Genomic DNA, 25,885 nt, shown 5'->3' with positions numbered 1-25,885 from the left:
ACTTCTAACTCGCCGAACTGGGCCTTGTCATTGGCATCGGCGATGGAGCCGGGGCGGAGGCCGTCGCCGATGGAGAAGCTGACATCGTAGGCGGCGCAGATGTCGCAGATTTCATCCCAGTGGGTGTAGAGGAAGTTTTCCTTGTGATGGGAGAGACACCACTTGGCCATGATCGAGCCGCCGCGACTGACGATGCCGGTCATGCGGCTGGCGGTCATCGGGACGAAACGCAGCAGGACGCCGGCGTGGATGGTGAAGTAATCGACGCCTTGCTCGGCCTGCTCGATGAGGGTGTCCCGATAGAGTTCCCAAGTGAGGTCCTCGGCCTTGCCGTTGACCTTTTCGAGCGCCTGATAGATCGGCACGGTGCCGATGGGGACAGGGGAGTTTCTCAAGATCCACTCGCGGGTGGCGTGGATGTTTTTTCCGGTGGAAAGGTCCATCACGGTGTCCGCGCCCCACTTTGTGGACCAGCGCATTTTTTCGACCTCTTCCTCGATGGAGGAGGCGACGGCGGAGTTGCCGATGTTGGCGTTGATCTTCACGAGGAAGTTGCGGCCGATGATCATCGGCTCGCATTCCGGGTGGTTCACGTTGAGCGGGATGATGGCGCGGCCGGCGGCGACTTCACTGCGGACGAACTCCGGTGTGATCTCGGCGGGGATGCGCTGCGGGAAACGCTGGAAGATGTTAGGCGTGTAGGGGCTGCTAGGGAGCTGGGTGGAACCGGCGTGCTGCTTGTCCAGATTGTTGCGGACGATGTCTTCCTTCTGATCGGCGATCTGCGTGCGGCGCATGTTTTCGCGGATGGCGATGAATTCCATCTCGGCGGTGATGATGCCCTGGTCCGCGTAGTATTTCTGGGTGACGGGCTTCCCGGTGGCGCGCAACGGCTGGCGGCGCTCGGCAGTGAGGCCGGGGAATTCGATGAACTTGTTAGCGCGTTCGGACTGTGAGGCGTATTCAGCGTGTTTTTCGGTGAGGTAGCCGTTGTCCTGCGGTTGGACCGGGCGGCCGTCGTAGGCCTCGACATCGCCACGGGCAAGAATCCAATCGCGGCGGAGGGCGGGGAGGCCTTGGTCGGAGGTGCCGGTGAAATCCGGATCGCCCCACGGGCCGGAGCAGTCATAGACGCGGACCGGAGCGTTTTTTTCGATGCGGCCGTTGTATGCTTTGGTGTCGGAGAGGGTGATCTCGCGCATCGGCACGCGGATGGACGGGTGGATCTGGCCCTCGACGTAAACGCGGGTGGAGGCGGGGAGCGGCGCGAGGGAGGCGTCGTGGGTTTCGGGAATTGGCGCGCCGGTGGTTTCGTCGGTGGAGATCATTTGAAGAAGTTGAGTGTTGGAGGTTGAGAGTTGAGAGCAGAGAAGAGGAAGAAGTGAGGCACCGCGAATCTGGCGAATCTAGCGAATGAAGAAGATGATTTTTCAGCCGCAAAAAGCAGAGTTCTTAGTTTAGAATTTAATGCTTAAGATTTAGTGCTTCATTGTTGGATGTCATAAAAAAGGCCGTGCGGATGAGGCACGGCCGGGAAAGGGAAACTTCGGGAGGTTTCGACTTCCTACGGCGGCATGACCCGCATCAGGTTCGGAGGGTCTTTTCCACGCGTTGGAAAATCTCGGCTCTGCGATCGGCGAGCACCCCTGTCTGGCGGGAAGTGTGTCGTTCCGGGCGGGGAAGTCAAGGGGCGGGAGTGACCTGAACGCGGTAGAAATTCGCCTGCCCATCGATCGGCTGACTGAAACCCAGCGCCGGGGGGGCGGCAAGACTGCCGCTGCCGGGAACGGAATTTCTGATCGGACTCCATGGGCCGGTGAGAGCGGGCGACGACTCGAGTTGGTAGAGGTGGCCGTTGAAACCCGGGATGGAGAACGTGAAATACGCCGTAAAGTTTTGTACCGAAAGGGGACTGACGGCGGTGCGGTCGATGATGGTCCCGGTATTGACCAGGTCCGGTGGCAGAGTGCCGGTCCAGTTGATGATGTCGATGAAACCGGTGTTGGTGAAGGTGCCGGAAATGTCGAGAACCGCGTCGCCGGTGAGGCGGAGGACACCGTTGTTGATGGCATTCGCAGCGATATGGAGGGTGCCGGAGCGGAGGACCAACGTCCCGTCGTTGACCAGTGCATGATAGGTGGCGCTGACATCCGGCGGATCCACGGTCTGCCCTTCGGCGATGATGAGATTGTTGCGGATTTCGAGCGTTCCGGAAGCGGTGCCGAAATAGTTGTCATCCTCCACGGTGGCGCTCACTTCGTAAGATCCCACCGCCGACGGTGCGTCGGGTGATCCGTCGTAGGTGATGGCTACCGTTAGGTTGGCTGGAGAAGTATCGAATGTCACCGATTTTGGAGACCCATCGAACGCCTGCGACAGGCTGTCGAGGGTTACCATGGCGATGGCTTTGGCGATCACCAAACTGCCCGTAGCTCCACCGGTGAAATTCGGATCGGCCGTGGTTGCGACGATCGGATAGGTTCCCGCGGCGGTGGGTGGTGTAAGAGATCCGTCGTAGAGGATTTCCACTGACACGCCGGGAGGTGTGGTGGTGAACGAAACGGGTTTGGGCGTGCCGTCGTAGGTTTGTGAAAAGTCCGCCAGATTGATAGTGGCCGCGGTGGAATTTATGACGAGCGAGGCGGTCGCGCTCCCCGAGTAATTTGTGGAATCGATGGCGGCGACCACCTCATAGACGCCTGCGTCCGCGGGAGGATCGGCGAGGCCGTTGTAGGTGAACGTGACATCGAGCCCCGGTGGATTTGTCGTGGCGGTGGCGGGTTTCGGCGAGCCGTCGTATTCGTGGGAAAGCCCTTCGAGGGTAACCGTGGCAGGTGCCTTGGCGATTTCCAAAGTGTCGGTTGCCGAGCCGGCGAAATCCGGATCATTGATCGACGCGACGACCGAATAGCTTCCTCCGCTAGATGGGGGCGTCGCCGATCCGTTGTAGGTGATATCGACGTTCAGGTTCAGCGGAGCGCTGGAGGCGGTCGCCGATTTCGGCGTGCCGTCGTAAGTGTGGGAGAGGTTCTCGAGGAGAATACTGGCGGGAGCTTTGGCAATGATTTGGGTGGCGGTGGCGGTGCCCGCATAGATCGAACTCACGACGCTGGCGCTGATGGCATAATTCCCGGGATGGATCGGAGGAGTGGGAGAACCGTTGTAAGTGAGGACGTAGGGCAGGCCGACCGGATCGACCGTCACGGTTACGGCGTGAGGGTTCCCGTCATAGGTGCCTGCTAGATTTTCCAAGGTGACGGTCGCAGGAAGTGGCGGAACCACATTGATGGTGACGGTGGCGTAATTGGCGAGAGATGGAACACCGTCGTCAGTGGCTACGACGATGAGCGGAATCGGTCCCGTGCCTTCGGGAATATCCGCTGCCACACTGAGGGCGCCGGTGGGGGAAATCGCAAAGTAGCCGGCTTCATTGCCGCGAGGCAGGCTGAACGACAAGGTCTGGTCGGCATCCGGATCCGTGGCGACCACATTTCCGATAGAAACTCCGACGGGAGTGTGGGAGGCGACCTGGAAAGTGGTGTCGTTGGCGGATGGAACCGCATTTCCCGGTGAGTCCAGGGCCAGGAGATCGAGGGAAATACTGTCGAGTGCTGTCTTGCCGTTGGTCCGGTTGGCATCGATGACCTCGATAACGGTGGTGTCACCGGCACCGGTGGTGAAAGAGAAAGATTGGGCGTTGTTGTCGTCGGAGGTTTTCGTGACGAGAAGCGCGTCGGTAAAGTTGCCGCCACCGTCGGTGGATACCAAAAACTGGAAGTCGTCATCCTCGGTGTTCGATGTGTGATGGGCTTCGACACGCAAGTTCACCGGTGTGTTGGCGGGAGTTGCGAAGGTCCAGCGGTAATCGAGGGCGGAGGTCCCGGATGAACTCGCCTCGCGCAACACCTGATAGGTATTGTCGCTCGTCGAGGCATTGGTGGCGGTGCCCGATAATACCGAGCCGGTGACAAGCGAGGGGATCGCGTTGGCGGCTGTCAGGGTGGCGAGGGGTCCGTTAGGAGGGGCTGAAATGGTGAACGTTACGTTTCCCTGAACGACATGGCCGTGTCCGTCATTTGCCGAGACCACCACCGCATGGGGGCCCAACTGGGTGAAATCAGGAGTGCCTGACAACAGACCGCCGGTCGAGACCGTGAGCCATGATGGTCCGGAAACCCGGTCGAACGAAATCACGTCGCCCGGATCGATGGCGAATGAGGCGATGGATGCGGATAGCGGCTGGCCCGCGGGGAACGGACCGAGTGTGATCGGATCCGAAGTGAAAACGGGAGGGATGTTCGTTCCCGGCACCGTGACCGCCACCGGGACGAGGGTTTCGCGCGGCGCGAAATGGCGGCCGTGACCGGAGTCCTGCGCACCGATCTGGAGATTGTAAGTGGATCCTATGGAAATGTTAGAAGTGTCCCCCGCGGTGATCTGGCCGGAGACCGGATTGATGGAAAAGCCGTTCTGCGGATCTCCGGAAACAATGGCGTAGCGGATTTCTTCAAACGGTGAATCGGTGGCCACCACAGTGCCCGCCACCGAGTTGTTCGAATAGCCGCCGGGCAGCGAGAAAGAATAAGACGAAGACCCGAATGCAGGTGCTACATTCGAGTCATAGGGCTCGGTATCGGCATCGTCAATCAGTGTGATACTCGGAATTGAGGGGCCGGTCCATGCTACGGAAAGGTGGTCGCTCGAGGTGCTTTCCTTCACCCGGCCCTCAATGAAATAGCGCTGGCCTGCGGTGAGAGTTACGGGGGCGGATGTCTGCGAAGGGTAGGTGCCCCAAGTCTGATAACCGGAAAAAGTGGCGACCGATGCGATCTGGGTGGCATTCGCGGGATTCGAGTCCGTGCTCAAAAGCAGGGAGCCATTGTTGTCGGATGAGATGCAAAACGTGTAGGATCCCGTGCTCGGCGGGATGACGTAGGCGCGGATGCGGGCACCATAGTTGTCACCAATTCCCGACCCCGAATCGAAGGTAGTTAGATCGACCAATCGGTCCGGACGGTTGGGATAGCGGGTCACCGCATAAAGATTGGAGAGGTCGGTTCCGATCACTCCATCCCAGAATTCCTGGATCAAGCCTGCGGTCGGGGCGACCGACGAGGCAACGAGATTGATGGTCATCGATCCGGAGCCGGCGAGAGGCGCTGATCCGTTGTCGGTGGATGTCAGGGTAAGAATGACCGATGAGGAACCATAGGCGGCGAGAGCGGCGGCATTCGCGATGCCGATCTGGCCGGTAGCCGGATTGATGGAAAAAATTCCGGCGGAGTTTCCACCGGTGATGGCCCAGGTGTGACCGTCGGTGGGATTCAGATCCGTGACGATGGGTGTCGCCACCGAGTGGCCGGTGTAGGAATTTTGATAGAGACTGGCGGTGCTTGCGAGGACCTTCGGCGAGTAGTTGAGTTGATGCGGCGAAAGATAGCGTCCGGGGATCACTTCCTGAGGGACAATGGTGGTGGTGCCGGGTGTGTCCTCGATCTGCCAGGCTACGGACAGGTGGTCGTCGTTTGAGTTCTCTTTGTGAATGGCCTCGATATAACAGATTTGCCCGGCGGTGAGGTTGATGATGGTGGAGTGCTGGCTCGAAAATGCCGTCCACTCCTGATAGTTGCTGGATGACGTCAGGTAACAGATTTTGGTTGTGGCGGCCGGATTTCCCGCGGAGCTGAAATTCAGATCCGCGGAATCGTCGCCCGCGATCCAGAACTCATAGCGTCCGGTGTAGGGAGCGATCAACCACGCCCGGATCGAGCTGCCGTAGTTGTCGCCCTCGGTGGTCGCCGTGAAGCTGGTGAGTTTGACCTCTCTTGTAGGAGCAGTGGGATAGGCTGAATTGTCGGTCAGGCTGCTGAGAGTCGATCCGCCGATTCCTTCATAAATCGTGTGATAGACGAACCCGGGAGTGTAGGTGGCCGCCAACGGGATGATGGTGACGGTGACCGGAAGATCCGCCGTCAGCGCGGGCGTTCCATGATCGGTCGCGCGGATCGTCAGGGAGTAGGAGGATTGAACGGTGGAATCGAGGTCGCCAGCCACGCTGATGACGCCGGTTTGGCTGATGGCGAATTTTCCGGCCAGATTGCCTGATGAAATCGAAAAGACGGGAAAATCGAAGGCATCCGGATCCGACGCCGTAATCGTGGCCAGCGGCGTGGTGTTGACCGTATGTGAAATGGCGGTGATGGCCGACGCTTCCGAGATCGCGGGGACTTCGTTGACATTGGAAATGGCGACGACGACCCGGAGCGATTCGTTGAGGGCGGAGTTCAGGGTATCCACGACATCGATAGTTAGATTCAGCGCGGGAGGATTGGTCCACGAGCTGGAAAGCGTCTCATAGTTGAGCACGGAAGGAGTGGCGACCGTGATCGCCCCGGTATTGGGATCGATGGTGAACGCCGAGCCGGTATTCCCTGCTGTGATGGAGTAGGTCAGCGGGGCACCCGTGTGATTGTTTTGGAGCGTGGGCACACCCACGGCCGCTCCAACGGAAGGATTTTCCGCGAGCATGAAACGGTCCGGCACGATGGCACCGGTGATCGTTCCGGTGATGGTGTATTGACCCAGCGAGCCATAATCGGTGTAGCCATCGACCAGGGGGAAGGCCCTTCCGACCCCATTGACGCGGACGGTGTATTCGCCGGCAGCAAGGGTGGCCACCAGGGTCGCGCTGATTGCGGCATCTGGATTGTTAGATATGGCCAGATTTCCCGACTCGTCGTAAATCGAGGCAAGGATGTCGAGATCGGGACCGGCCGCGACCGGTGAAACCGCCAGATTGACGCTTCCTCCGGTGGTGGTAAATTTGAACGCATCGACATCGGTTTGTTTTTCGATCGTGCCTTGGGAATTGACCACCCCGCCGGTGAAAATTTCCAACAACGCGGCCGTGGCGTGGGTTGCACCGGCGTCGTCGGTACGATAACCTACGTTGTTGTTGGCGGCGATGATCGCGACGTCGTCCTGAGGGTTGTTAGCGGACAGATATTCGCCTTTCGACCACTGCGAGAGATTCTTGTAATAGCCCGCGCCCATGATCGGCGCCCAGCCGACAGGATCGGTGCCGTGGCCGAGATAGTAGCCTTCAAACGGCGAATTCCTGCCATCGTGGGACAGTCCAAGCGTGTGGCCGATTTCATGCGCAATGATCTCGGCGGAATTTTTTCCCGAGGCATAGAACGACCAGCAGGGTGTATCACCACTCCAGGCGAACGAGCCGACCCAAGCGACACCGCCGGCACCGGGGGCGGCGGTCGTCGTGGGTGTGACGATGCAGCGTTGTCGCGAAGTCTCGGATGCTGTTAGGTAAACCTGGAGGTCGGTGGTGATGTTGAGATTGAAAGGAGCATAGTCTTCGCAGACCCGGGTCCAGACGTCCTTGATGGTGGTGTTGGAAACGTTGGGTGAGGCCGCGTCGAAGTTGCCCCAGTTCTCCTGAGGTCCTGTTTGTCCGTCGAAATCCAGATAGATCACGCCGAGGGCTCCGGGCAGGCTTTGGAGCGGGATGACGCCGTTCTGATAGGTCGGTATCGGGATGGAGGTCGGATGGTCTGCCGGAATTTCCTCCGGTTGGTCCGCTTCTTCGGGAGGCAGGAGATAACTCCGGCAAATGACCTGATCGACCGGAAGCTCGGAGAGTAGCGAGGTGTCGGTTGGCCCGGCGAGGACGCGGAAGGCAGTTTCCTCGTTGTCGATGGCGACTGCTCCGACGACCGGGCCGGTGGGCGATCCATCCGGCTGGACGCGGAACAGGAAATTTCCCTTTCCCGGAGCGGTGAGGCGACCGCTGACACCGGCGGGAGATCCGTCGGTGGCCATGTGCCGCTGGTCGATGGACCCGCTGGCGGTGCGTCCGTCGGGCAGGGCGAATGAAACGGCATCGGGACCGGTGACGAGCGTGGCGACAAATTCGGCGGTGACTGGAATCGTGCGGCGCAGCGGTGCGATGACGGCCGGAACGGAGTTGACTACCTTTTGGCCGAGGTTATTTGGATCGTCCGCGCCAGTCGAAGGCTGTGATGCAATTTCGGACGGAGAAGGAGTGGCGGTGGGTGATGAAGGGCCGGTTCCGGTCTCAGCAATGGCAGTGGCGGGCAACTTGGCTCGCCCCATGTCGCGGGTGATTTTTCCGGATCGCGAGAATACCAGCCAACCGATGACGATGGCAAACAGACACGCAACCGCAAAAAATGCACGTTTCATGGGGGGGAACAAGTTCAAAGGTTCACGCCAAAAGACCTGAGAATCAAGCATCAAGACGTGACGGCCCAGCAATGGGAAAACCGGTCCGCGCCGAGGCACGAACCGGTTTTCTTTCTGGGTTTACTTTCCGGGAGGGGGATCAGGCGATGGCACCGTTCAATCCTTGGGGGAAAAAGAGTCCGCTGGTGGCGTCGATGCCTCCGTAAACGATGTTCAGAACCTGGCGAGTCGAGCGGCTGAAAACGATCGAGTTGGAATCCATGGTAGGTACAAGGTTGGCCGTTCCCTTGCGAACGATGCCTTGGTCCAGCCTGCCTGCATTGGCGGGGCGATCGTCGAGTGACGCGCGGACTGCCGAGATTTTGTTCACCAGATTGCGAATTTTCGGGCCTTGGGCGTAAAGCAACGTGCGGACGATTCCGGCGTGATAGGCTTCCACTCCGAGAATCCCTGCCGCGGCCTCAAGGATGCCTTTGTCCGTGAGCAGCGGGCTGGCTCCCTTGTAGGCAGTCACGCCGACATCCTCGAAAATGAACGCGCCGATCAGGAAATTGATCTCATTGGCAAACGGGTCGAAATTATCAACTCCGATCAAACTGCCCAGTGTTTCGAAGCTCTTCTTGAGGTTGATCTGCGGGCGGGCCACCACATTGGCTCCGTTTGCCTCGAGCGCGCCGCGGATGAATTTCACGTGGTTCGCTTCGTCGATGGCGATTTCGTTCGCATAATCTTCGAAGGCGGCTGTGGTGAATTTTACTTTGGGTTTGTCTTTGATGATCACCTTGGCTCCCTTCGCGCCACCGGTGCCATCCACGTCAATCATGGATCCTTCAAGGCCTTCTCCAGTGGTTGCGTTGAGATAATATTCCGCTTCGAGGTATTCGAGGTTGAGGGCGAAATTAAGGACGGCGACATCCGTGTCGGTCGGTGCGGCCCGCACTTCGCTGGCTGCGGCGCGGGTGGTCGTGGCGGCACCGATCAATCCCGCGGTTCCTGCCGTTGCGAGGCCCAGCCTGCACAGGAAATTGCGGCGTCCGCCGGTGTTGAGTGAGGTCTGGCTGAGTTCTTCGATGAGGCTTGGTGTTTTCATGGTTTGTTCGTTGGAGGTTTGTTTTTTGAAACATCCACCTCTCAATCCGCTGATAGGATCGCGCAAAATTCCCCGCACACCAAAACCGCATAGGGTTATCCGACATCCGTTACCGGGTTGGCACCGGCCATTTCAACGAGCAATGCGGGAATTGCACAATGCCCTGCGAAACGCGTTTTCACCGTGAACAATCCCCGCCGCAGATTCTGCTAGGTCTTGGGGAACAGCTTCCCGCACAGCTTCCCGATGGTGGAAGCCACCCCCAGGACATCCTTGGAATTTTCATCGCTCCGACAATAAACGCCAAAAGTGAATGCCTCGGGCAGGAGAAACTCGAAGGTTCTAACATGGATTAATCCCTCTCCCGCCCCGCCGAGCCGGGGCATGGCGTCGCCGGGGGAGATCAGCACGCCCAGCCCCGCGGCCGCGGCTTGTGCGGCGTCGATTTCCGAAGTGAAGGGTACCGAGTTCGGCGGTTGCATGCCGTAGGCGTGTTCGCACCAAAGCTCGAGCGACGAGGCGAACCCGGTGACGACGCCGCTGTCGGGCATCAACACGCTGGTTCGCAGGATTTCGGGGAAACTGAAATTGACCGGATCAAACGGATAGAAATCCGGATTCCACGCGACCGTGATGCCGCGCTCCTTGCGGATGGCCGCCTCCTGGATCCCTGCTGATAGACCGGCTCGGAGAAAGCGCCCCGCGAGGACGACGTCATACTGGGTGGATTCGAGCGCTTCGGTCCAGTTCCCGACAATTTCGCAAACCCGCGGGGTGATGCCGTCCGGATAGACGGCCTGCCCGAGTGACTCCATGAGAATCGATCCGAACCAGGAGCGGTCGATGCCGACGAGAACCTCATGATCGAGACGTCGCCCGATGCTCCGCATGCCGTCGATGAATGTTAGATAAGAATCGCAAACTTCATTGGCCTTCTCCAGAAACTGCATTCCCTCGGTGGTGAGGCGGGTGCCGGAACTGGATCGTTCGAGCAGGATCAGCCCGACCGCACTCTCCAGCCTGCCGATCATCAGGCTTACGGCGGGCTGCGAGATTTTCCAACGTTTTCCGGTTTCTGTGAAACTGCCGGTTTGCGCCAGATGCCTGAAAACCAACAGCGCGCTGAGATCGATGTCCATGGTGTCAGGAAATGGCGGCTCCCGTCAGACGGGGGAGCAGCTCGGAGTAGGGGTGGTGCTTTCGCAAGACGGCGGAGAATTGATAACAGGGCCAATTGCCGTCACCGGCATGTTTTCCCGTCGTGTCATGGATGAAAACAACTTCGTCGTCCGCCGGAGAGTCGCCGGAGGAATCGGTTAGGATCCCTCCGCCCTTGGCTCCTGCGGCATGGAAGGCGTCCAACAGCCGTGCGGAGGCTTCGTTTTCCCCGGCATCGGATAGCCGCCACTTGCCTGCCGCAAGATCCGCGGGTTTGGCGGGTGGCTTGCCGTGGAATTTTTTGCCAATCCGGATTTGCCACGGGATCGGCCCGAGATTCACCAGGTCCAGCCGATCCGAAGCGCTAATTCCGACGCCGAAATAAACGTCGCACTCGGCATTCAACAGGGCGGTGCGGAAGCGCTTGGTCTCGATTCGCAGGAAGCACGGACGGAAGGCGTCGGAAATCTGCAGGCGTCCGAGAAAATCCGTGAACAGTCCGCCTTTGAAAAACTCTCCCGCAGCGGCGAAGCGCAGGATCCGGCCTTCCTCGTGCAGGTGCCTGACGGATTCCCCCAACCGCCTCAGACTTCGGGAAAGCGGGCTGATCTGTCCGAGCAGGCCTTGGGCGAATGACGCGGGCTCCAGACTGCGGTTCGGACCCTCCTGAAACAACGGCCTACCCACCGCTTTTTCGAAATCATCGCACACCCGTTTGACGTTGGCCCGCGTGCTTCTCAGTTCCAGCGCGGCGTTCGCATAGGACTTCTCCTTGCAGACAACTCGGAAGACCTCCAACTGGCGGAAGGTGATGTTAGGCAGTCCCTCGAAATCGGGTTGTTTTTTTCTCGAAACTTCGTTCATGAGGGTTTGGCCGTGACCTTCGACCGCAACCGGCCTGCTTCAAGGGTTAATTTGCGCCGAACCCGCTGGATTTCAGGCTGCTGAAATTTAATGAAGGAATTTCTTGATTCACCCGCGGGAATCCACAAGGGTCCGCCCGTGCACCGGGGCGTAGCTCAGCCTGGTAGAGCGCCGCGTTTGGGACGCGGATGTCGTCAGTTCGAATCTGGCCGCCCCGACCACTTCATTTTCAATGATTTGGGTCGGATCCCGTGCACCACTTCTCCTGCCATTCCGCGCGGTTGAGACCCTCGATTTTTAGGCAAACTGCCTCTTGAAACTTCATTTGCAGGTCTCCATGGTCCGCGCGTGATTCCAAATGTCCTCGCCGAACGCTACGCCTCGCCCGCCCTCCAAGCCATCTGGTCCGCCGAAGGGCGGATCGTGTTAGAGCGCGAATTCTGGATCGCCGTGATGAAGGCCCAGCGCGATCTCGGCCTCGATGTCCCGGCCGAAGCCATCGCCGCTTATGAAAAAGCCAAGGACAGCGTCGATCCCGCATCGATCATGGCGCGGGAAAAAATCACGCGGCACGACGTGAAGGCGCGCATCGAGGAATTCAACGATCTCGCCGGCCACGAGCAGGTCCACAAGGGGATGACCTCGCGTGACCTGACGGAAAACGTTGAACAGCTTCAGGTTTACCGTTCGCTTCTCATCATCCGCGACAAGACCGTCGCGACGTTGCGCCGTTTCCGCGAGCGCTCCGAGCAATGGAGCGATCTGATTCTCACCGCCCGCACTCACAATGTCGCCGCCCAGCCGACGACGCTCGGCAAACGCATCGCGATGTTCGGCGAGGAACTTCTGAGCAGCCTGCAAGCGCTCGATGCCGTCATCGCCAATTATTCCGTCCGCGGACTTAAAGGCGCGGTTGGAACGCAAATGGACCAGCTTTCCTTGTTCGAAGGCGATGCCGGAAAAGTCGCCGATTTGGAAAAACGCGTGGTCGCCCACCTCGGCATGCCCGCCGTGTGGACCAACGTCGGCCAGGTCTATCCGCGCTCGCTCGACTTCCGCGTGGTTGCCGCCCTAACCGACCTGTGCTCCGGTCCGTCCTCGTTCTGCAAAACCCTCCGTCTGATGGCTGGAAACGAAACCGCCAGCGAGGGTTTCGCCCCCGGCCAGACCGGCTCCAGCGCCATGCCGCACAAGATGAACTCGCGTTCCTGCGAACGCGTGAACGGTTTCCACGTCATCCTCAAAGGCTACCTCGCGATGGCTGCCGGACTCGCCGGCGACCAATGGAACGAAGGCGACGTTTCCTGCTCGGTCGTCCGCCGCATCATGCTGCCAGATTCCTTCTACACCATCGACGGCATGTTCGAAACCTTCCTAACCGTCCTCGACCAGATGGACGCCTACGAAGCCGTGATCGATGCCGAAACCGCCCACTATCTCCCGTTCCTCATGACCACCACGATCATGATGGAGGCCGTGAAATCCGGAGTCGGCCGCGAAACCGCGCACAAGGCAATCAAGGAGCACGCCGTCGCCACCGTGAACGATCTGCGCCTCGGAGTGATCGATCGCAACGACCTCGTCGAGCGTCTCGCGGATGATTCACGGCTCGGTCTTTCCCGCGATGCGCTCGACGCCATCCTGGCTAAAGGCGACAGCGAATCCGGTGCCGCGAAAGCCCAGATCGGCGCCTTCGCTGCTGCTGTTGGAAAACTCGAAGCCGCCAGTCCGCAGGCGGCAGCCTACGGTCCGGGATCGATCCTGTGATCGTCAGCCCCAACGGGGCCAAATGTGATAGCCCAAGGCAACGCCTTGGGTATTTGTCAAAATAAATTTCCAAGCCCTGAAAGGGCGAAATCCACATGTCGCAGTCGCTAGCACAAATACTCGTCCACCTCGTTTTCTCAACGAAGAATCGAGAGTTGTGCTTGGGCGACGACATCCGTGATGAACTTCACGCCTATATCGGCGGCATTGTGGAGAACCACAAGGGCACCTTGATCAGATCGGGTTCAGTGGAGGATCACATTCATCTTTTGATCGCCCATCCGCGCACATCGTCACCATCGGATCTGGTACAGGATATCAAAACGGGTTCGTCGAAATGGTTGAAAACGAAAGGAGAGAGCTATTCCAGGTTTCATTGGCAAGGTGGCTATGGGATGTTTTCCATCAGTCCGTCGCATCGGCCAGCGGTGGAGGAATACATTTCAGATCAAGCGGAGCATCATCGCAAAGTGACCTTTCAGGAAGAATACAGACGGTTGTTGAATCGATATGAGATTCCGTTCGATGAGCGATATGTTTGGGATTGAATCCCAAATGCCCGGATGTCGTCCTTCCAGGACTTGGGAGGTCGGGATAACGACAAACCCAGGGCTCCGCCCTGGGCTGTCTCATTGAACCCCGTTGGGGCTGGCTATTCGATTCAAGGAAGCGAAGTCGGTGCCTTCACGAGGCAGAATGTGACAGCCTCAGGTAAATCATTGGGTATCCGGCTCCCTTACATTCCTCACCACAAAAAACGCGGAGGCGGCCATCGGCTACCCCCGCGCAAGGTCGGGAGGGGAGAGTTAGATGAACTCGTTCAACAGGCCTTCGATCATTTCCTGACGGCCGCTGGCGACCATCGGTTCGCCGTTGGCGAGGGCATATTTCTCAAGGTCACCGAGAGTGGTCTTGCCGGCTTCGATTTCCGAACCGACGCCGCTGTCCCAAGTCTTGTAACGCTCCGAGATGAATTGCTCGATGCGTCCGTCCGCGCGGATGGCGGCGGCTGTCTTCAAGCCGCGGGCGAAGGCGTCCATGCCGACAACGTGGGCGTGAACGAGATCGACGGGTTCCCATGATTCACGGCGGCGCTTGGCGTCGAAGTTGAGTCCGCCGGTGGTGAAGCCGCCCATTTTCATGAGGACGAGCATCGTGTGGGTGGTCAGATAGAGATCGGTCGGGAACTGGTCGGTGTCCCAGCCGACGTTTGGCGTGCCCATGTTCGCATCGATGCTGCCGAGCGCGCCGGCTTCATAGGCGACGGTGAGTTCGTGCTCCATGGTGTGACCGGCGAGGGTCGCGTGGTTGGTCTCGATGTTGAGCTTGAAGTGCTCTAGCAGATCGTATTCGCGGAGGAAATTGAGACACGCGGCGGAATCCGAATCATATTGGTGGGTGGTCGGTTCCTGTGGCTTGGGTTCGATGTAGAACTGGCCCTTGAAGCCGATTTCCATTTTATAATCCACCGCCATGTGGAGGAAGCGGGCGAGGTGGTCGAGCTCACGCTTCATGTTGGTGTTGAGCAGCGTGGTGTAGCCTTCGCGGCCACCCCAGAATGTATAACCTTCTCCGCCGAGACGGTGGGTGACTTCCATCGCTTTTTTCACCTGCGCCGCACCATAAGCATAGACTTGGGCGTTCGGGCTGGTGGCGGCTCCTTGCTGATAGCGTGGATGGACGAAGAGACAGGCGGTGCCCCAGAGCAGTTTCTTGCCGGTGCGTTTCTGTTCTTCTTCAAGCACGTCGGCGACGGCGTCGAGCGCTTTGTTAGACTCGGCCAGCGTGGCGCATTCCGGCGCGACGTCGCGGTCGTGGAAGCAGTAATAGTCGAGACCGACTTTTTCCATGAAGTCGAAGAACACGCGGGCGCGGTTCTGGGCGTTGGCGACGGAATTGGATCCGTCGTCCCATGGATGGGCGGCGGTGCCCATGCCGAATGGATCGGAGCCGGTGCCGCGCATCGTGTGCCAATAGGCGCAGCCGAAACGGAACCAGTCGGCCATGGTCTTGCCTGCGACAATTTCGGTCGCGTTGTAGTGTTTGAATGAAAGCGGGTTCTTTGAACCGGGGCCTTCGTATTTGACTGCCTCACAGGGAAATACACTCATCTTGTCGGTTGATTTGGGTTATTGGCTCGAAATGGCGCAACAGGCGCGATTTCCTGCAAGCTAGCGCAAAATCCGCTGGCGTCGCTACCGCAATTTCCGGTAGCTTCTTGATGAAATGCGCCATCTGAAATCCGATCCATCGCGCCGCATCGCGGTGGTGCAGTCCTCCGTGAACATCCGCCGCCTCGTTCCTGGGCTCGCGCCATTTGCCGGGATGGGCTACGATTTCTGGGTCATTGATCTCTATCGGCAGCCCGATCTGTTGCTCGCCAGTTTGCGGGAATGGAAACCGAGCGCCATCATCACCGAGTGGCAATCCGGCCTAACTGAAGCGTTGGTCGCCCTCGGTTGTCCGGTGATTCTTGTTCCCTCGGATGAATCGATTGATGGAGCTTTCAACGTCGATATCGACGACGCCGCGATCGGCCGACTCGCGGCGGAGCATTTGGTCGCCCGCGGCTACCGGAACTTCGCCTTTGTCGGGCGCTCCGACGCGCACTATGCGATGCAGCGGTTGGAAGGATTTCGTTCGGTAGTCGGCGAGGTGCCCGTCTATTGGGAGGAGTTCCGCGACTGGCGGCAATACGATGAATACTGGCGTGATCCGGACGAAGACATGGTCGGTTGGCTGGCGGCACAGGCGACACCGTTAGGGATCTTCACCGCCCACGATCCGACCGGCCGCCACGTGTTGGAAGCCGCTGCACAGGCGGGCCTGGAAGTGCCTTTCGCAGTCGGCGTGATTTCCGCCAACGACGATGAAACCGTTTGTGAAATGGCGCGCCCGGCGCTCTCGAGCATCCGTTTACCGTGGCGTCGATTGGCGGCGGAAGCAGTTCAAATGATCGAAGGCATCTGGGCTGGAAAATCTCCCCACTCGCCGGTTCTCGTGCAGCCATTGGAAATCGTCGCCCGTGGATCGAGCTCCTACGAAGCGGTTAGCGATTTGTTGGTTAGGCGCGCGATGCAAATTCTCATCGAACAAATTTCCGCGATCGTTTCTGTGGACGAATGGGCTGCGCAAGCCGGTGTCTCGCGTCGTGTGCTGGAGCGGAAGTTTCAAACCAGCCTCGGCCGCTCCCCGCATTCCATGATCCAGCATGAACGCGTGGAACGGGCGAAACGTCTGCTCAGCACCACCGATCTCGCCGTCTCCGCTATCGCCGAACGCTGCGGTTTTCAAAGCAACGAACGTCTGACCGTGAATTTCCGCGAATTGGTCGGCGTGCCACCCGCCACCTACCGTCGGGGATCCAGGGAAAAATCCAGCTAGCGCGGCAGTCGGAAAATAAATTCGGGAAAGTTTCCTTTCGCTGAAAGTTTTGGCACGGCGGGTGCTTAATTATCTCTGTCGCAAGACAAGGCGGTCCGACTGAGATGCCTCCCGGGTTAATGGGTTTTCCTCGGAGGATGATCAGTCGGACCGCTCCTTTTTTGTCTGATGCGGAGCTGGTTTAAGTCTTCATTCATGATTTTTGAATGTTCTCCCTGAGGGAGCCAAGGTCTTCTCCGCGACGCTGCTTATCGCACAACGATTGTCTGAAGTTCGTCCCGTCCCGGAAAATGAAAAGGGCATGGGATTGCTCCCATGCCTCGGATTTTTCAATGGATCTCGGAAGGATCAGTGCCGGATCGGTTTCAAACGGATGTAGCGCTTCGCTCCCGGACGGAGCGGGGTGTTGTCCCGGACCTTCAGAGTTGTTTCGTTATCAATGATCACCGTGGTGTTCTGCCTTCCGCTGAACCAATCCACGAGGTTCGGGGAAACCTGAACCACGCGGATGACCCCATCTGGCACAGCGGGCTTTTCGACGGTCAGGACGAGATACTTCTTGCCGTCGATCACCTCGATGCCGGTGGTTGGTTTGGGTGTGGGGATGACTCCCGGAATCACTCCGGCATCCTTGTCGCCGGTGACAACCGGAGCTCCAGACTGATGGGTAACCACGGAGGTGTCCGAAACGGGGGCGATGGACGCGGCGGCAACTGGCATGCCGGCGGCGGCAGCGTTCACCCGCACGTTGTCCAACAGAAGGTCAATTCCGTTGCCGGTGCTCGATTGGTCGCTAAAGGTGATCGTGGAAGTCGTGCTGTTCGCCGTGAAGGTCAACGTTTTTGGCAGGTAGTAAACGTCGCCGTTCGGTCCGAGGCCGCTGATCGAGTAGTTCTGTGAGAACAGACTCACGTTGCTGGCATTGAAGATCTGGCACTTCAGCGTCTGGGTAAACGTGTTGAAGGCCTTCGTCCCGATGTCGAACGCTACGTTGTAGGTCGTGCCCGGCGTGGTGGTGAACGTCTGCGCGATCGCTCCATCGTTTGCGGACGAGTTGCTGTTGAACTCGATGATGATTAGTCCATCGGTGCTTGGCAGGCCGTCCTTGACCTTGACCGATTGCTGGCTGCCCGTCCAGGTCCAGTCCGTGAACTCCTGTTCGAAGCTGCCGTTTTGGAATGCGCCCACAACGGGAGTGCTGGTATAAACCGCGGTGAAGGTGTGGTTGCCATCGACGACGATGTTGACGCTCGGGTTGGTGGCAAACCATTGGCCGTCCTTCAGCCATTTTACGAAATTCTGATAGGGCGCGACCATTTGCACCGTCGAACCGGTGGCGTAGATGCGGGTGAAACTGGTGGTGCCGTCACCCTGGCCAGCCAGATCGGGCGTTGCCACGGTGATCACCTTGCCGTTGGCTGGAGTGGAGTTCACCAAGATGGTGGAAGGAGCTTGCGTGCCGGATCTGACCCGGACGTTGTCCACGAAAAGGTCGGTGCCGTTGCTGGTGGCCGAGCCATCTGATAGGTAAAGAAACGTGGTGGTGCTGTTCGCGGTGAAGGTATAGGTCCGCGGAGCCCAAGCGATGGCGTTGCCAGCTCCACCGACGAGTGTGACGGATTTCGAAAGTAAGGTCCCCGAGCCGACGACACCGATGTTGAGTGTCTGGCTGACCGGCGCTCCCGACGGACCGCCATAAGCCCCGACATCCAGTTGCAAGGTATAACTGGTGCCGATGGTGGTGCCAAAGCTTTGCGATGCCACTCCGTCGTTAGGCGTATTGCCGACATTGAAGGAAAGGATGTTATTGCCATCGGTGGGGAATCCGGAGGCCGCTCCGGGTTGTTCGATGCGGGTGGATCCATTGACCCGGCCCCAGACGGTGGTCCAGTTGTTGGCAATGCTGTCGCCCGCGTTCGTTTCGAAGCTGCCATTGACGAGAACGTTCGGTCCGAGCGGAGCGAAGGATCCACCGGAATAGACCGCGACTAGGTTGGTATTTGCGGAAATCGTCACGCTTGTGGCGGGCGTCACCGCATACTCAATTCCGTCTTTCACCCATTTCACGAAGGTGGCTCCGTTGGAAGCCGTGGCCGGCGCCGTGACGTTGACGGTGGCTCCCAGATTGTAGCTCCGCGTGAGCAAGGCATTGCCGTTGCCGGCTCCATCGTTGTCGGACGGGCTCACGGTCAAGGCCACGCCACTGGCGACGATCGAATCCACGGTCAGCGTGCGGGAGTTCGCATTGGTGACGCGGACGTTGTCCAGCAGCATGTCGATGGAGTTGGTGGTAGGCGAAGTGTCGGTGAACGTCAGGGTAGCGGTCGAACTGTTAGCCGTGAAACTGTAGCTCTTGGCTTCCCATTTCACGCTGCCGGTCACGCCGGTGATGGCGGCGGTTTGCGTCAGCAGGCTGCCGCTGCCGGTCACCTTCACCTGCATCGATTGCTGGCTCGTGTTGTAGCCGAACACGCCGAGGTCGAATGCCAAAGTGTAGGCTACGCCGGGTGTGGTGGTGAAGGTCTGCGAGAGAATGCCGGTCGCGGGGGACTGCGCGCTATTGAAGGCGACGATCTTCGAGCCATTGGTTCCGCCGGTGGAGGAGTCGATCAGGACGCTGTTCGCAGTGCCGCCGGAGGTAGTCCATGGAGCGAAGCTGCCCGTTTCGAAACTGCCGTTCGCAAACGCCCCGCCGGAGGGTGGGGGAGTCGAGGTCACCGTGATGGAAACCGTCACGATATTCGAGTCCAGCACGCCGTCATTCGCCCGATAGCTGAACGAGTCCGTTCCGCTGAATCCGCTGTTGGGCGTGTAGGTGAAGCCACCGGTCGCATTGAAGACCAGCGCGCCGTTCGCGGCTCCGAGGACGCCGGTCGCCGTCAGCGGGCTGCCTTCCGGATCGCTGTCATTGGAGAGCAGGCCGGGCGCGGCCACCACCAGCGCCGTGTTCTGCGGCGTCGTATAGGAATCCGCGACTGCCACCGGCGCGCTGTTAGGCACGCCCGAGTCGCCCACCACGCTCACATTGTCCAGCGTCAGGTCCACGCCGAGGGTGACCGTGGACTGGTCCGTGAAGGTCAGCGTGCTTGTCGTGCTGTTGGCCACGAAGGAATAGCTCCGCGTCACCCACACGTTCAGGCCGTTGGGCGCGGCACCCAGCGTTTCCTGCCGCGTGAGCAGGTTTCCCGAGCCCGTCACCGAGATCCCCATCTTTTGCTGCCCGGAGACATAGGAAAGGTCACCCACGCTGTAGCTCACGATATAGTTGCGGCCCACCTCCGTAGCGAAGGATTGTGAGAGCACTCCGTTGGGCGTCTTGTCGCCGCCGTTGAAGCCCACCAGCTTGCTGCCGTTCGTCGCCGCATACGGTAAAGCGGACTCGATCACCTGGTTGCCCGTCGGCGTCCAGCCGGTGAAGCCGGACTCGAAACTGCCGTTCACCAGAAGCTGCGAGCTCGGCGCGTTGACTGAGAGGTTCACCGTCGCCACGTTGGAATTCGCCGTGCCGTCGTTCGCCTTGTAGGTGAAAGCATCCGTGCCCGCGAAGCCGTTGTTGGGCGTGTAGGTGAAGCTGCCGTTCGCGTTCAGTGCCAGCGTGCCGCTGTTCACATTGGTCACCAGCGCCGCCGTCAGCGGATCGCCCTGCGCGTCCAGGTCGTTGGAAAGCACGCCCGCGGCGGCCGCCACCACCAGCGCGGTGTTCTGCGGCGTGGAGTAGTTGTCCGCCGTCGCCACCGGTGCGGAATTTCCGCCGGAGGCGCCCGTCACCCGCACGTTGTCCAGCGTCAGGTCGAGCGCGTTCGTCGTTGTCGAGACGTCGCGGAAACTCAGCGTCGTGCCCGTGCTGTTCGCCACAAACGTGAACGTCTGCGGCACCCAGCGCTGCGCTCCGCCGCCCAGGCCGTTCAGCGTGATCACCTGGTTCAGCAGCGAGGACGTGCCGTTCACCGTCACCTGCAGCGATTGCGAATTCGTGTTGAAGGAAAGCACGCCAGCGTCGAAGGCCAGCGTGTAGGTCTGACCCGGCACCGTCGAGAAACTCTGTTGGATGATCGCGTTCGGCGTGAGGTTCGCTCCATTGAAGCCCACCAGCTTGTTCCCGTCCGTCGCCGTGTAGGGAGAGCTGGATTCGATCGCCAGGTTGCCCGTTGTCGTCCATCCCGTGAAGCCGTTTTCGAAACTTCCGTTTACCAGCGCGGTCACACCCGGTGCCGTCACCGTCAGGGAAACCGTCGCGGTGTTGGAATCGAGCGATCCGTCGTTCGCATGATAGGTGAACGTATCCGGACCTGCGTAGCCGCCCGTCGGCGTATAGGTAAAGCCGCCGTTCGCATTCAGCGTCAGCGCGCCATGGCCCGGCGCGACGTTAATGATGGCGGTGAGCGGGTTGGACTCGGGATCAGTATCGTTGGAGAGCAAGCCTGCGGCGGCCACCACGAGCGCGGTGTCCCTAGGGGTGGTGTAGGAATCCGCGACGGCTGTGGGTGCGGTGTTCGGGCCACCGGAGGAAGCGCTGATGCTCACGTTGTCGAGCAGGAGATCGATGCCGGCTGTATTGTCGGAAATGTCGCTCAAGGCGACGGTTGTGAGGTTGCTGACGGCGACAAACGAATAAGTCTTATGTGTCCACGACGATGTTCCCAATCCATTACCGGAAACGAACGCCGTATTATACACCAGTGAATCAGGAGTGGAACCAGCGTGATGGATAAAGAAATCGATCGCTTCCACCGACATGTCGGAGTTGGCGTTGACCACGTTGATATGTAGCTTTTGCTCATTGGTATTCGTGCCGAGCGTTCCCACGTCGAACGCGAGGGTGTAGGACTGTCCGGCAGTGGTGGCAAAATTTTGTTTGATATACCCGTCCGGTGCGGTTTCGCCGCCGTTGAAAATCAGCAGGTGGGCGGTGGACGTCGGGGATGGGTGGGTGGCGACATAGGAGCCGTCCGATTGGTAAACCAGACGATTGCCGGTCATGGACCAACCGGTTTCTCCCTGCTCGAAGCTACCGTTCGCAAAAGGTCCGACGGAGATGGCATTGACCGTGATCGAAACGGTGACGATGTTGGAATCCAGCAAGCCGTCATTGGCGTGATAGGTGAATGAATCGGGGCCGGTGTAACCGTTGGTCGGCGTGTAGGTGAAGCCTCCGTTAGGACTGAGAGTGACGTTGCCGTGGCCCGGTCCGGCGTTGACGATGGAGGTCAAGGGATTGCTTTCGGCGTCCGTGTCATTGCCGAGCACACCGGTGGTTGGCACGACCAGCGCGGTGTTCTGGGGAGTCGAGTAGGAATCGGCGACCGCAACCGGTGCGGTGTTGGCGGCACCTCCGGCTCCGAGGACCTTCACGTTGTCGAGCGTGAGATCGAGGCCGTTGGTGGAGGTGGATTGGTCGGTGAATTTCAGGGTGGCGGCGGTGCTGTCAGCCACGAAACTGAAGCTTTGCGGCACCCAACGCTGGTTTCCTCCGCCGAGGCCGTTGAGGGTGATCGCTTGGGTGAGCAGACTGGACAGGCCATCGACTTTTACCTGAATGGTTTGCGCGTTGGTGTTGAATGCAAGAACACCAGCGTCAAACGTGAGGGTGTAGGTTTGTCCCGCGACCGTGGCGAAGGTTTGGGTGAGAACGGCGTTGGGTGTTAGGTTTCCGCCGTTGAAGCCGACGAGTTTGGAACCATTGCTCGCGGCATAGGGGGCGGCGGATTCGATGACCTGGTTGCCGCTGGTGTTCCAACCGGTGAAATTCGATTCGAAGCTGCCGTTCACGATCACATTGGACCCGGGGGAGTTTACGGAAATGGAGACTTGGGCGATGTTGGAATCCAGCGAGCCATCATTAGCGTGATAGGTGAATGAATCCGGACCGGTGTAGCCGCTGGCCGGGGTGTAGGTGAAGCTTCCGTTAGAATTCAGGGTCAGCGTTCCGTGGCCGGGTCCGACGTTGAGAGCGGCGGTGAGCGGATTGAATTGAGCGTCCGAGTCATTGGTGAGAACTCCGGCGGCTGGAATGACCAGTGGCGTGTTGGTGCTCGTCGAGTAGCTGTCCGCCACCGCGGAGGGAGCGGTGTTGGCTCCGCCGGCGGAGCCGATCACGCGCACGTTGTCGAGAAAGCCGTCAAGAGCGTTGCCGGTTGCCGATGCGTCGGAGAGGGTCAGCGTGGTCACTCCGCTGTTGGCGACGAAAGTGTAGCCGACCGGAATAAAGACGATGACGAAATCAGGACGGCAGGTGACCGAGGCGGTTTGGTTCAGAAGGGTGCCGTTGCCGGTAACGAGGGTGCGGACCGTTTGCTGGGAGTTTTTGTAACCGAGGGTGCCGAAGTCGAATTGGACGCTGTAGGTTGCCCCGGGAGTGGTGCCGAAACTTTGGCTGACAGAACCGTCGGTTGGCGCTTCCCCGACATTGAAGGACAGCATCTTCATGCCGTCGGTTGTATAAGGAGGGCCCGGTGCCTCGATGCGGGTCGCTCCACTCGGCGTCCAGCCGTCGTAGTCCGATTCGAAGCTGCCATTGAAGAGGGCGTTGGATCCCAAAACAGGAGCGCCCGCCACATTCACTGCGACGTTGTCCAGCAGAAGATCGATGCCATTGGTTGTCGAGGATTGGTCGCGGAATGTCAGGGTGGTGGTGGCGCTGTTGGCGGTAAAGGTCACCGATCGGGAAGTATAGTTGACGTTCCCACCGCCGATGCCGTTGAGACTGAAGGCCTGTGTGAGCAGGTTGCTTGAACCGGCGATCGCCACCTGGATGACCTGTGCGTTGTTGTTATACGACAGAACCCCTTGGTCGAAAGTGACGGCATATGACGTTCCCGGGTTGGTGGTGAAGGTTTGGGTAAGGACGCCGTCGGTGGGGGAATTGTTGCTGTCGAATTCGATGACTGTCGTGCCGTTGGTGGACGGAAGACCGGTTTTCACCTTCACCGCCTGCGCGCTGCCGGACCAGGTCCAGCCGGTGAATTCATTCTCGAAGCTGCCGTTGGTGAATGGTCCAACCACGGGAGTCGTGGTGTAAACTGCGGTCATCGTGTGATTGGCGTCCATGGCCACTGTGGCGGTCGGATTGGTGGCGAACCACTGGCCGTCCTTCAGCCACTTCACGAAGTTGGCGTATGGGGCGACGAGTGTCACTCCGGTGCCGTTGTTATAAGTGCGGTTGAAACTGGTAGAACCATTGCCCTGACTCGAATTGTCGGCGGGACTGACGGTGACCGGCACGCTGGCGGCGGGTGTGGAATTCACCGTCAGGGTGCGGGTTTGCGCGTTGCTTGCGGTGATGCCGTAGGCCGCGATGGGGAGCAGATAGAGTGCTCGGAGGAGGCAATTCGTGGTTTTCATGCGACAGGGGGGTGATTGGATTGCGGGAAATTCTCAGGAAAAGAGGATGCGGTTCATCGGGAGACTTGGTATGCCTCAACCAGCTTTGAAACAGACCGGAATTCACCGGCATTGCCGAAACGTTTTGATCGATGATCTCCAACCGGTGTTAGGGCGTGACCGGGATCCATGCATTGCCCACAACGACCGCGATGCGAACGGGAGATTGGCTGGCGGGATACGCGGCTCAGCGAAGATAATAAATCCGGATGCACAGCCTTCCATAGGCTGTGGACACGACGAATTGTCCGTGTGGGCGTCATTCTGTTGGGGGATACAGATGAAAGAGGGGGGTGTTTGGTTGGGATTTTTTCAACCAGACTGCGGAGGAAAGCCTGAAAACCGCTGAATCGTCAAGATCTATTCCCTGATCTAATCAATTGATCGGTGACAGTTGCGCAGGCATCAATACTTAAAAATGTCATCCAGAGTGCTTCCGCGAAGTAATCGAAGCCGCAATGCCAATTATTCGAACCGACCCATGGCTGGTTATGTCCATGACCTCGTAACGGTTCGGCGTCGCCAAGCCCGGCGGACATGCCATCACCGATCAAACACCTTTAGGGAATATCTACCAAGTTGAAGTGTCTCTCCGTTGGCGCTTCCCGAGGCGTCGGTTTTTACGGAAATTGATACTACTCCATCTTTTCCCGTCTTTCCTAAAATCCAATGATTACTTTTTTAAACGCGTCCGATGCAGGTTTTGAAAATATCCGCTAGCTGCGGAAAAACTGCCGGGTCTTTTCCTGATAGACCGTTTGCCAGAAGTCATTTCCGATTGAAGGAGGGCAAGGCGCAGACAGAACGGACGAGCTTCGAGTCATCCAACAGGTTTTTAAGGGAATCGAGCAGCTTGTCGGTAAGCGCCTCACCGTCGTTGGTCAGGAAGCCTGCCATCGATTGCCCCTTCACGTGCTGCCAGAGCCGCTCGATGGGATTGAAGTCGGGACTGTAGGGGGAGAGATAGACCGGCTTGATGTGGTGCCAGTCCAAGCGCGCGCTCTTGTGCCAGCCGGCGTTGTCCAACACCAGGTGGATTTGTTTCCCTTCCTCGGGCGGCACTTCTTCGGCCATCACGTCGAGGAAGGCTTGGAAGACCTCGGTGTTGCAGTGGGCGACGATCAGGCTGACGAACTCGCCGCTGGCCGGCTCCACCGCACCCACGACGTTGCGCCGGAGGTGGCCTCCATAGTAGCCTTGGGTGGGACGGCTGCCGCGCTTCACCCACTTGTGACGAGGACGGGGATCGCCTTCGAAGCCAGCTTCGTCGCCGAAGAAGACGCGGGCGGCGGGATCGGCTAACAGAGCAGCGAGTTCCGTGGCGCAGGCCTCTCGCTGTTGGGTCCATTTGTCTTTGTCGGGCGGTTCTGGCATGGGCCGCGGGATGCGGCGGGCATACCGGTGTTCGTGGAGATAACGGACGAGCGTGCGGTAGGAAATGTCGAAGGGCTTTTCCTGCTTGAGCCAACCGCTGAGTTTGACGGCGGTCCAGTGGAGTTGCCCGGCGAGGCCGGGATCATCTACGAGCGGCAGGATCTCGGACTCGACGGTTGCGGCGGCGAGCTTTCGAGGTCTGCCGGGCCGCGGGCGATAGGTCAGGCCGTCGATGCCCTGGGCGTTGAAGCGCGTGATCCAGAGCCGCAGGCAGCGTTCGCCACGGCCACAGTTGCGCAGGACCAGATCGAAGCCCACGCCGATGAGCAGCAGGTGGATGGCGTTGAGGCGGCGGTAGGACTTGCCGTCGGGGCAACAGGCCATGGCCTGCTCGAGCTCGGGGAGCGGACAGGTTTCCTCGTTCGGCAACTGACGGGGACGGCAGATCCGTGGAGAATGAACGGTTCAAACGCTCGTACCAGTCTTTTGTGCGGAGTTTCGGAAATTATTTTTGGCAATGGGTCATTGGCGTCAATTTAAGTCATAACCATCTAAATATTAATAAATAACGAAATTTATTCTTGACGTGCTTTGTGGGTCGGCAGGCTTGGCATGTTCAGAGACATTTCCAAATTCCCGGCAGGTTTC

At 59.2% G+C, this 25,885-nt stretch carries 11 protein-coding genes, 1 tRNA gene and 1 riboswitch; of the genes, 4 read left to right on the top strand and 8 right to left on the bottom strand.

Annotation, left to right across the window (positions count from 1 at the left end; translation table 11 throughout):
* From thiC to ABIQ96_RS04170, 5 genes are all read right to left on the bottom strand, one after another.
* Positions 1–1,328: phosphomethylpyrimidine synthase ThiC (gene thiC / locus ABIQ96_RS04190; protein WP_348213297.1), on the bottom strand; the 1,328-nt coding region annotated here is incomplete at its 3' end.
* Between the two features lie 216 nt (positions 1,329–1,544).
* Positions 1,545–1,658: riboswitch (TPP riboswitch) on the bottom strand.
* A gap of 25 nt (positions 1,659–1,683) precedes the next feature.
* Positions 1,684–8,220: an MBG domain-containing protein gene (locus tag ABIQ96_RS04185; RefSeq protein ID WP_348213296.1), complete on the bottom strand. Its 6,537-nt coding sequence runs from the start codon at positions 8,218–8,220 to the stop codon at positions 1,684–1,686.
* Positions 8,221–8,359: 139 nt separating this feature from the next.
* Positions 8,360–9,310, bottom strand: coding sequence for a ferritin-like domain-containing protein (locus tag ABIQ96_RS04180; RefSeq protein WP_348213295.1), 951 nt, complete (start codon positions 9,308–9,310; stop codon positions 8,360–8,362).
* Positions 9,311–9,519: 209 nt separating this feature from the next.
* Positions 9,520–10,449: a LysR family transcriptional regulator gene (locus ABIQ96_RS04175; protein ID WP_348213294.1), complete on the bottom strand. Its 930-nt coding sequence runs from the start codon at positions 10,447–10,449 to the stop codon at positions 9,520–9,522.
* A 4-nt stretch (positions 10,450–10,453) separates the two neighbouring features.
* A complete protein-coding gene (locus ABIQ96_RS04170) occupies positions 10,454–11,332 on the bottom strand; it encodes a LysR family transcriptional regulator (protein WP_348213293.1) in 879 nt (292 codons plus the stop codon).
* A gap of 144 nt (positions 11,333–11,476) precedes the next feature.
* Here ABIQ96_RS04170 and ABIQ96_RS04165 point away from each other — a divergent pair.
* From ABIQ96_RS04165 to tnpA, 3 genes are all read left to right on the top strand, one after another.
* A tRNA-Pro gene (locus ABIQ96_RS04165) sits at positions 11,477–11,553 on the top strand.
* Between the two features lie 127 nt (positions 11,554–11,680).
* Positions 11,681–13,099, top strand: coding sequence for an adenylosuccinate lyase (gene purB / locus ABIQ96_RS04160; RefSeq protein ID WP_348213292.1), 1,419 nt, complete (start codon positions 11,681–11,683; stop codon positions 13,097–13,099).
* Positions 13,100–13,194: 95 nt separating this feature from the next.
* Positions 13,195–13,647 carry an IS200/IS605 family transposase gene (gene tnpA / locus ABIQ96_RS04155; RefSeq protein ID WP_348213291.1) on the top strand — a complete coding sequence of 151 codons (453 nt, stop codon included), beginning with the start codon at positions 13,195–13,197 and terminating at the stop codon, positions 13,645–13,647.
* Positions 13,648–13,905: 258 nt separating this feature from the next.
* Here tnpA and xylA read toward each other — a convergent pair whose 3' ends face one another.
* The gene (gene xylA, locus ABIQ96_RS04150) at positions 13,906–15,210 is read right to left on the bottom strand and encodes a xylose isomerase (protein WP_348213290.1); all 1,305 of its coding nucleotides are present in this window, start codon (positions 15,208–15,210) and stop codon (positions 13,906–13,908) included.
* Positions 15,211–15,325: 115 nt separating this feature from the next.
* On the opposite strand from xylA, the gene ABIQ96_RS04145 reads away from it, so the two are divergent.
* Complete coding sequence (locus ABIQ96_RS04145) at positions 15,326–16,483, top strand: substrate-binding domain-containing protein (protein ID WP_348213289.1); 1,158 nt, start codon at positions 15,326–15,328, stop codon at positions 16,481–16,483.
* Between the two features lie 348 nt (positions 16,484–16,831).
* On the opposite strand, the gene ABIQ96_RS04140 is transcribed toward ABIQ96_RS04145, so the two are convergent.
* Both ABIQ96_RS04140 and ABIQ96_RS04135 read right to left on the bottom strand, forming a co-directional pair.
* A complete protein-coding gene (locus ABIQ96_RS04140; RefSeq protein ID WP_348213288.1) occupies positions 16,832–23,824 on the bottom strand; it encodes an Ig-like domain-containing protein in 6,993 nt (2,330 codons plus the stop codon).
* Between the two features lie 807 nt (positions 23,825–24,631).
* On the bottom strand, positions 24,632–25,621 hold the full coding sequence (locus ABIQ96_RS04135; RefSeq protein ID WP_348213287.1) for an IS630 family transposase: 990 nt from the start codon (positions 25,619–25,621) through the stop codon (positions 24,632–24,634).
* Positions 25,622–25,885 lie beyond the last annotated feature (264 nt).

The sequence above is a fragment of the Luteolibacter sp. genome, from assembly GCF_039920825.1.
Lineage (GTDB): Bacteria > Verrucomicrobiota > Verrucomicrobiia > Verrucomicrobiales > Akkermansiaceae > Luteolibacter.
The sequence above is the reverse complement of the archived record's forward strand: the minus strand, read 5'-3'. Positions and strand labels throughout refer to the sequence as shown.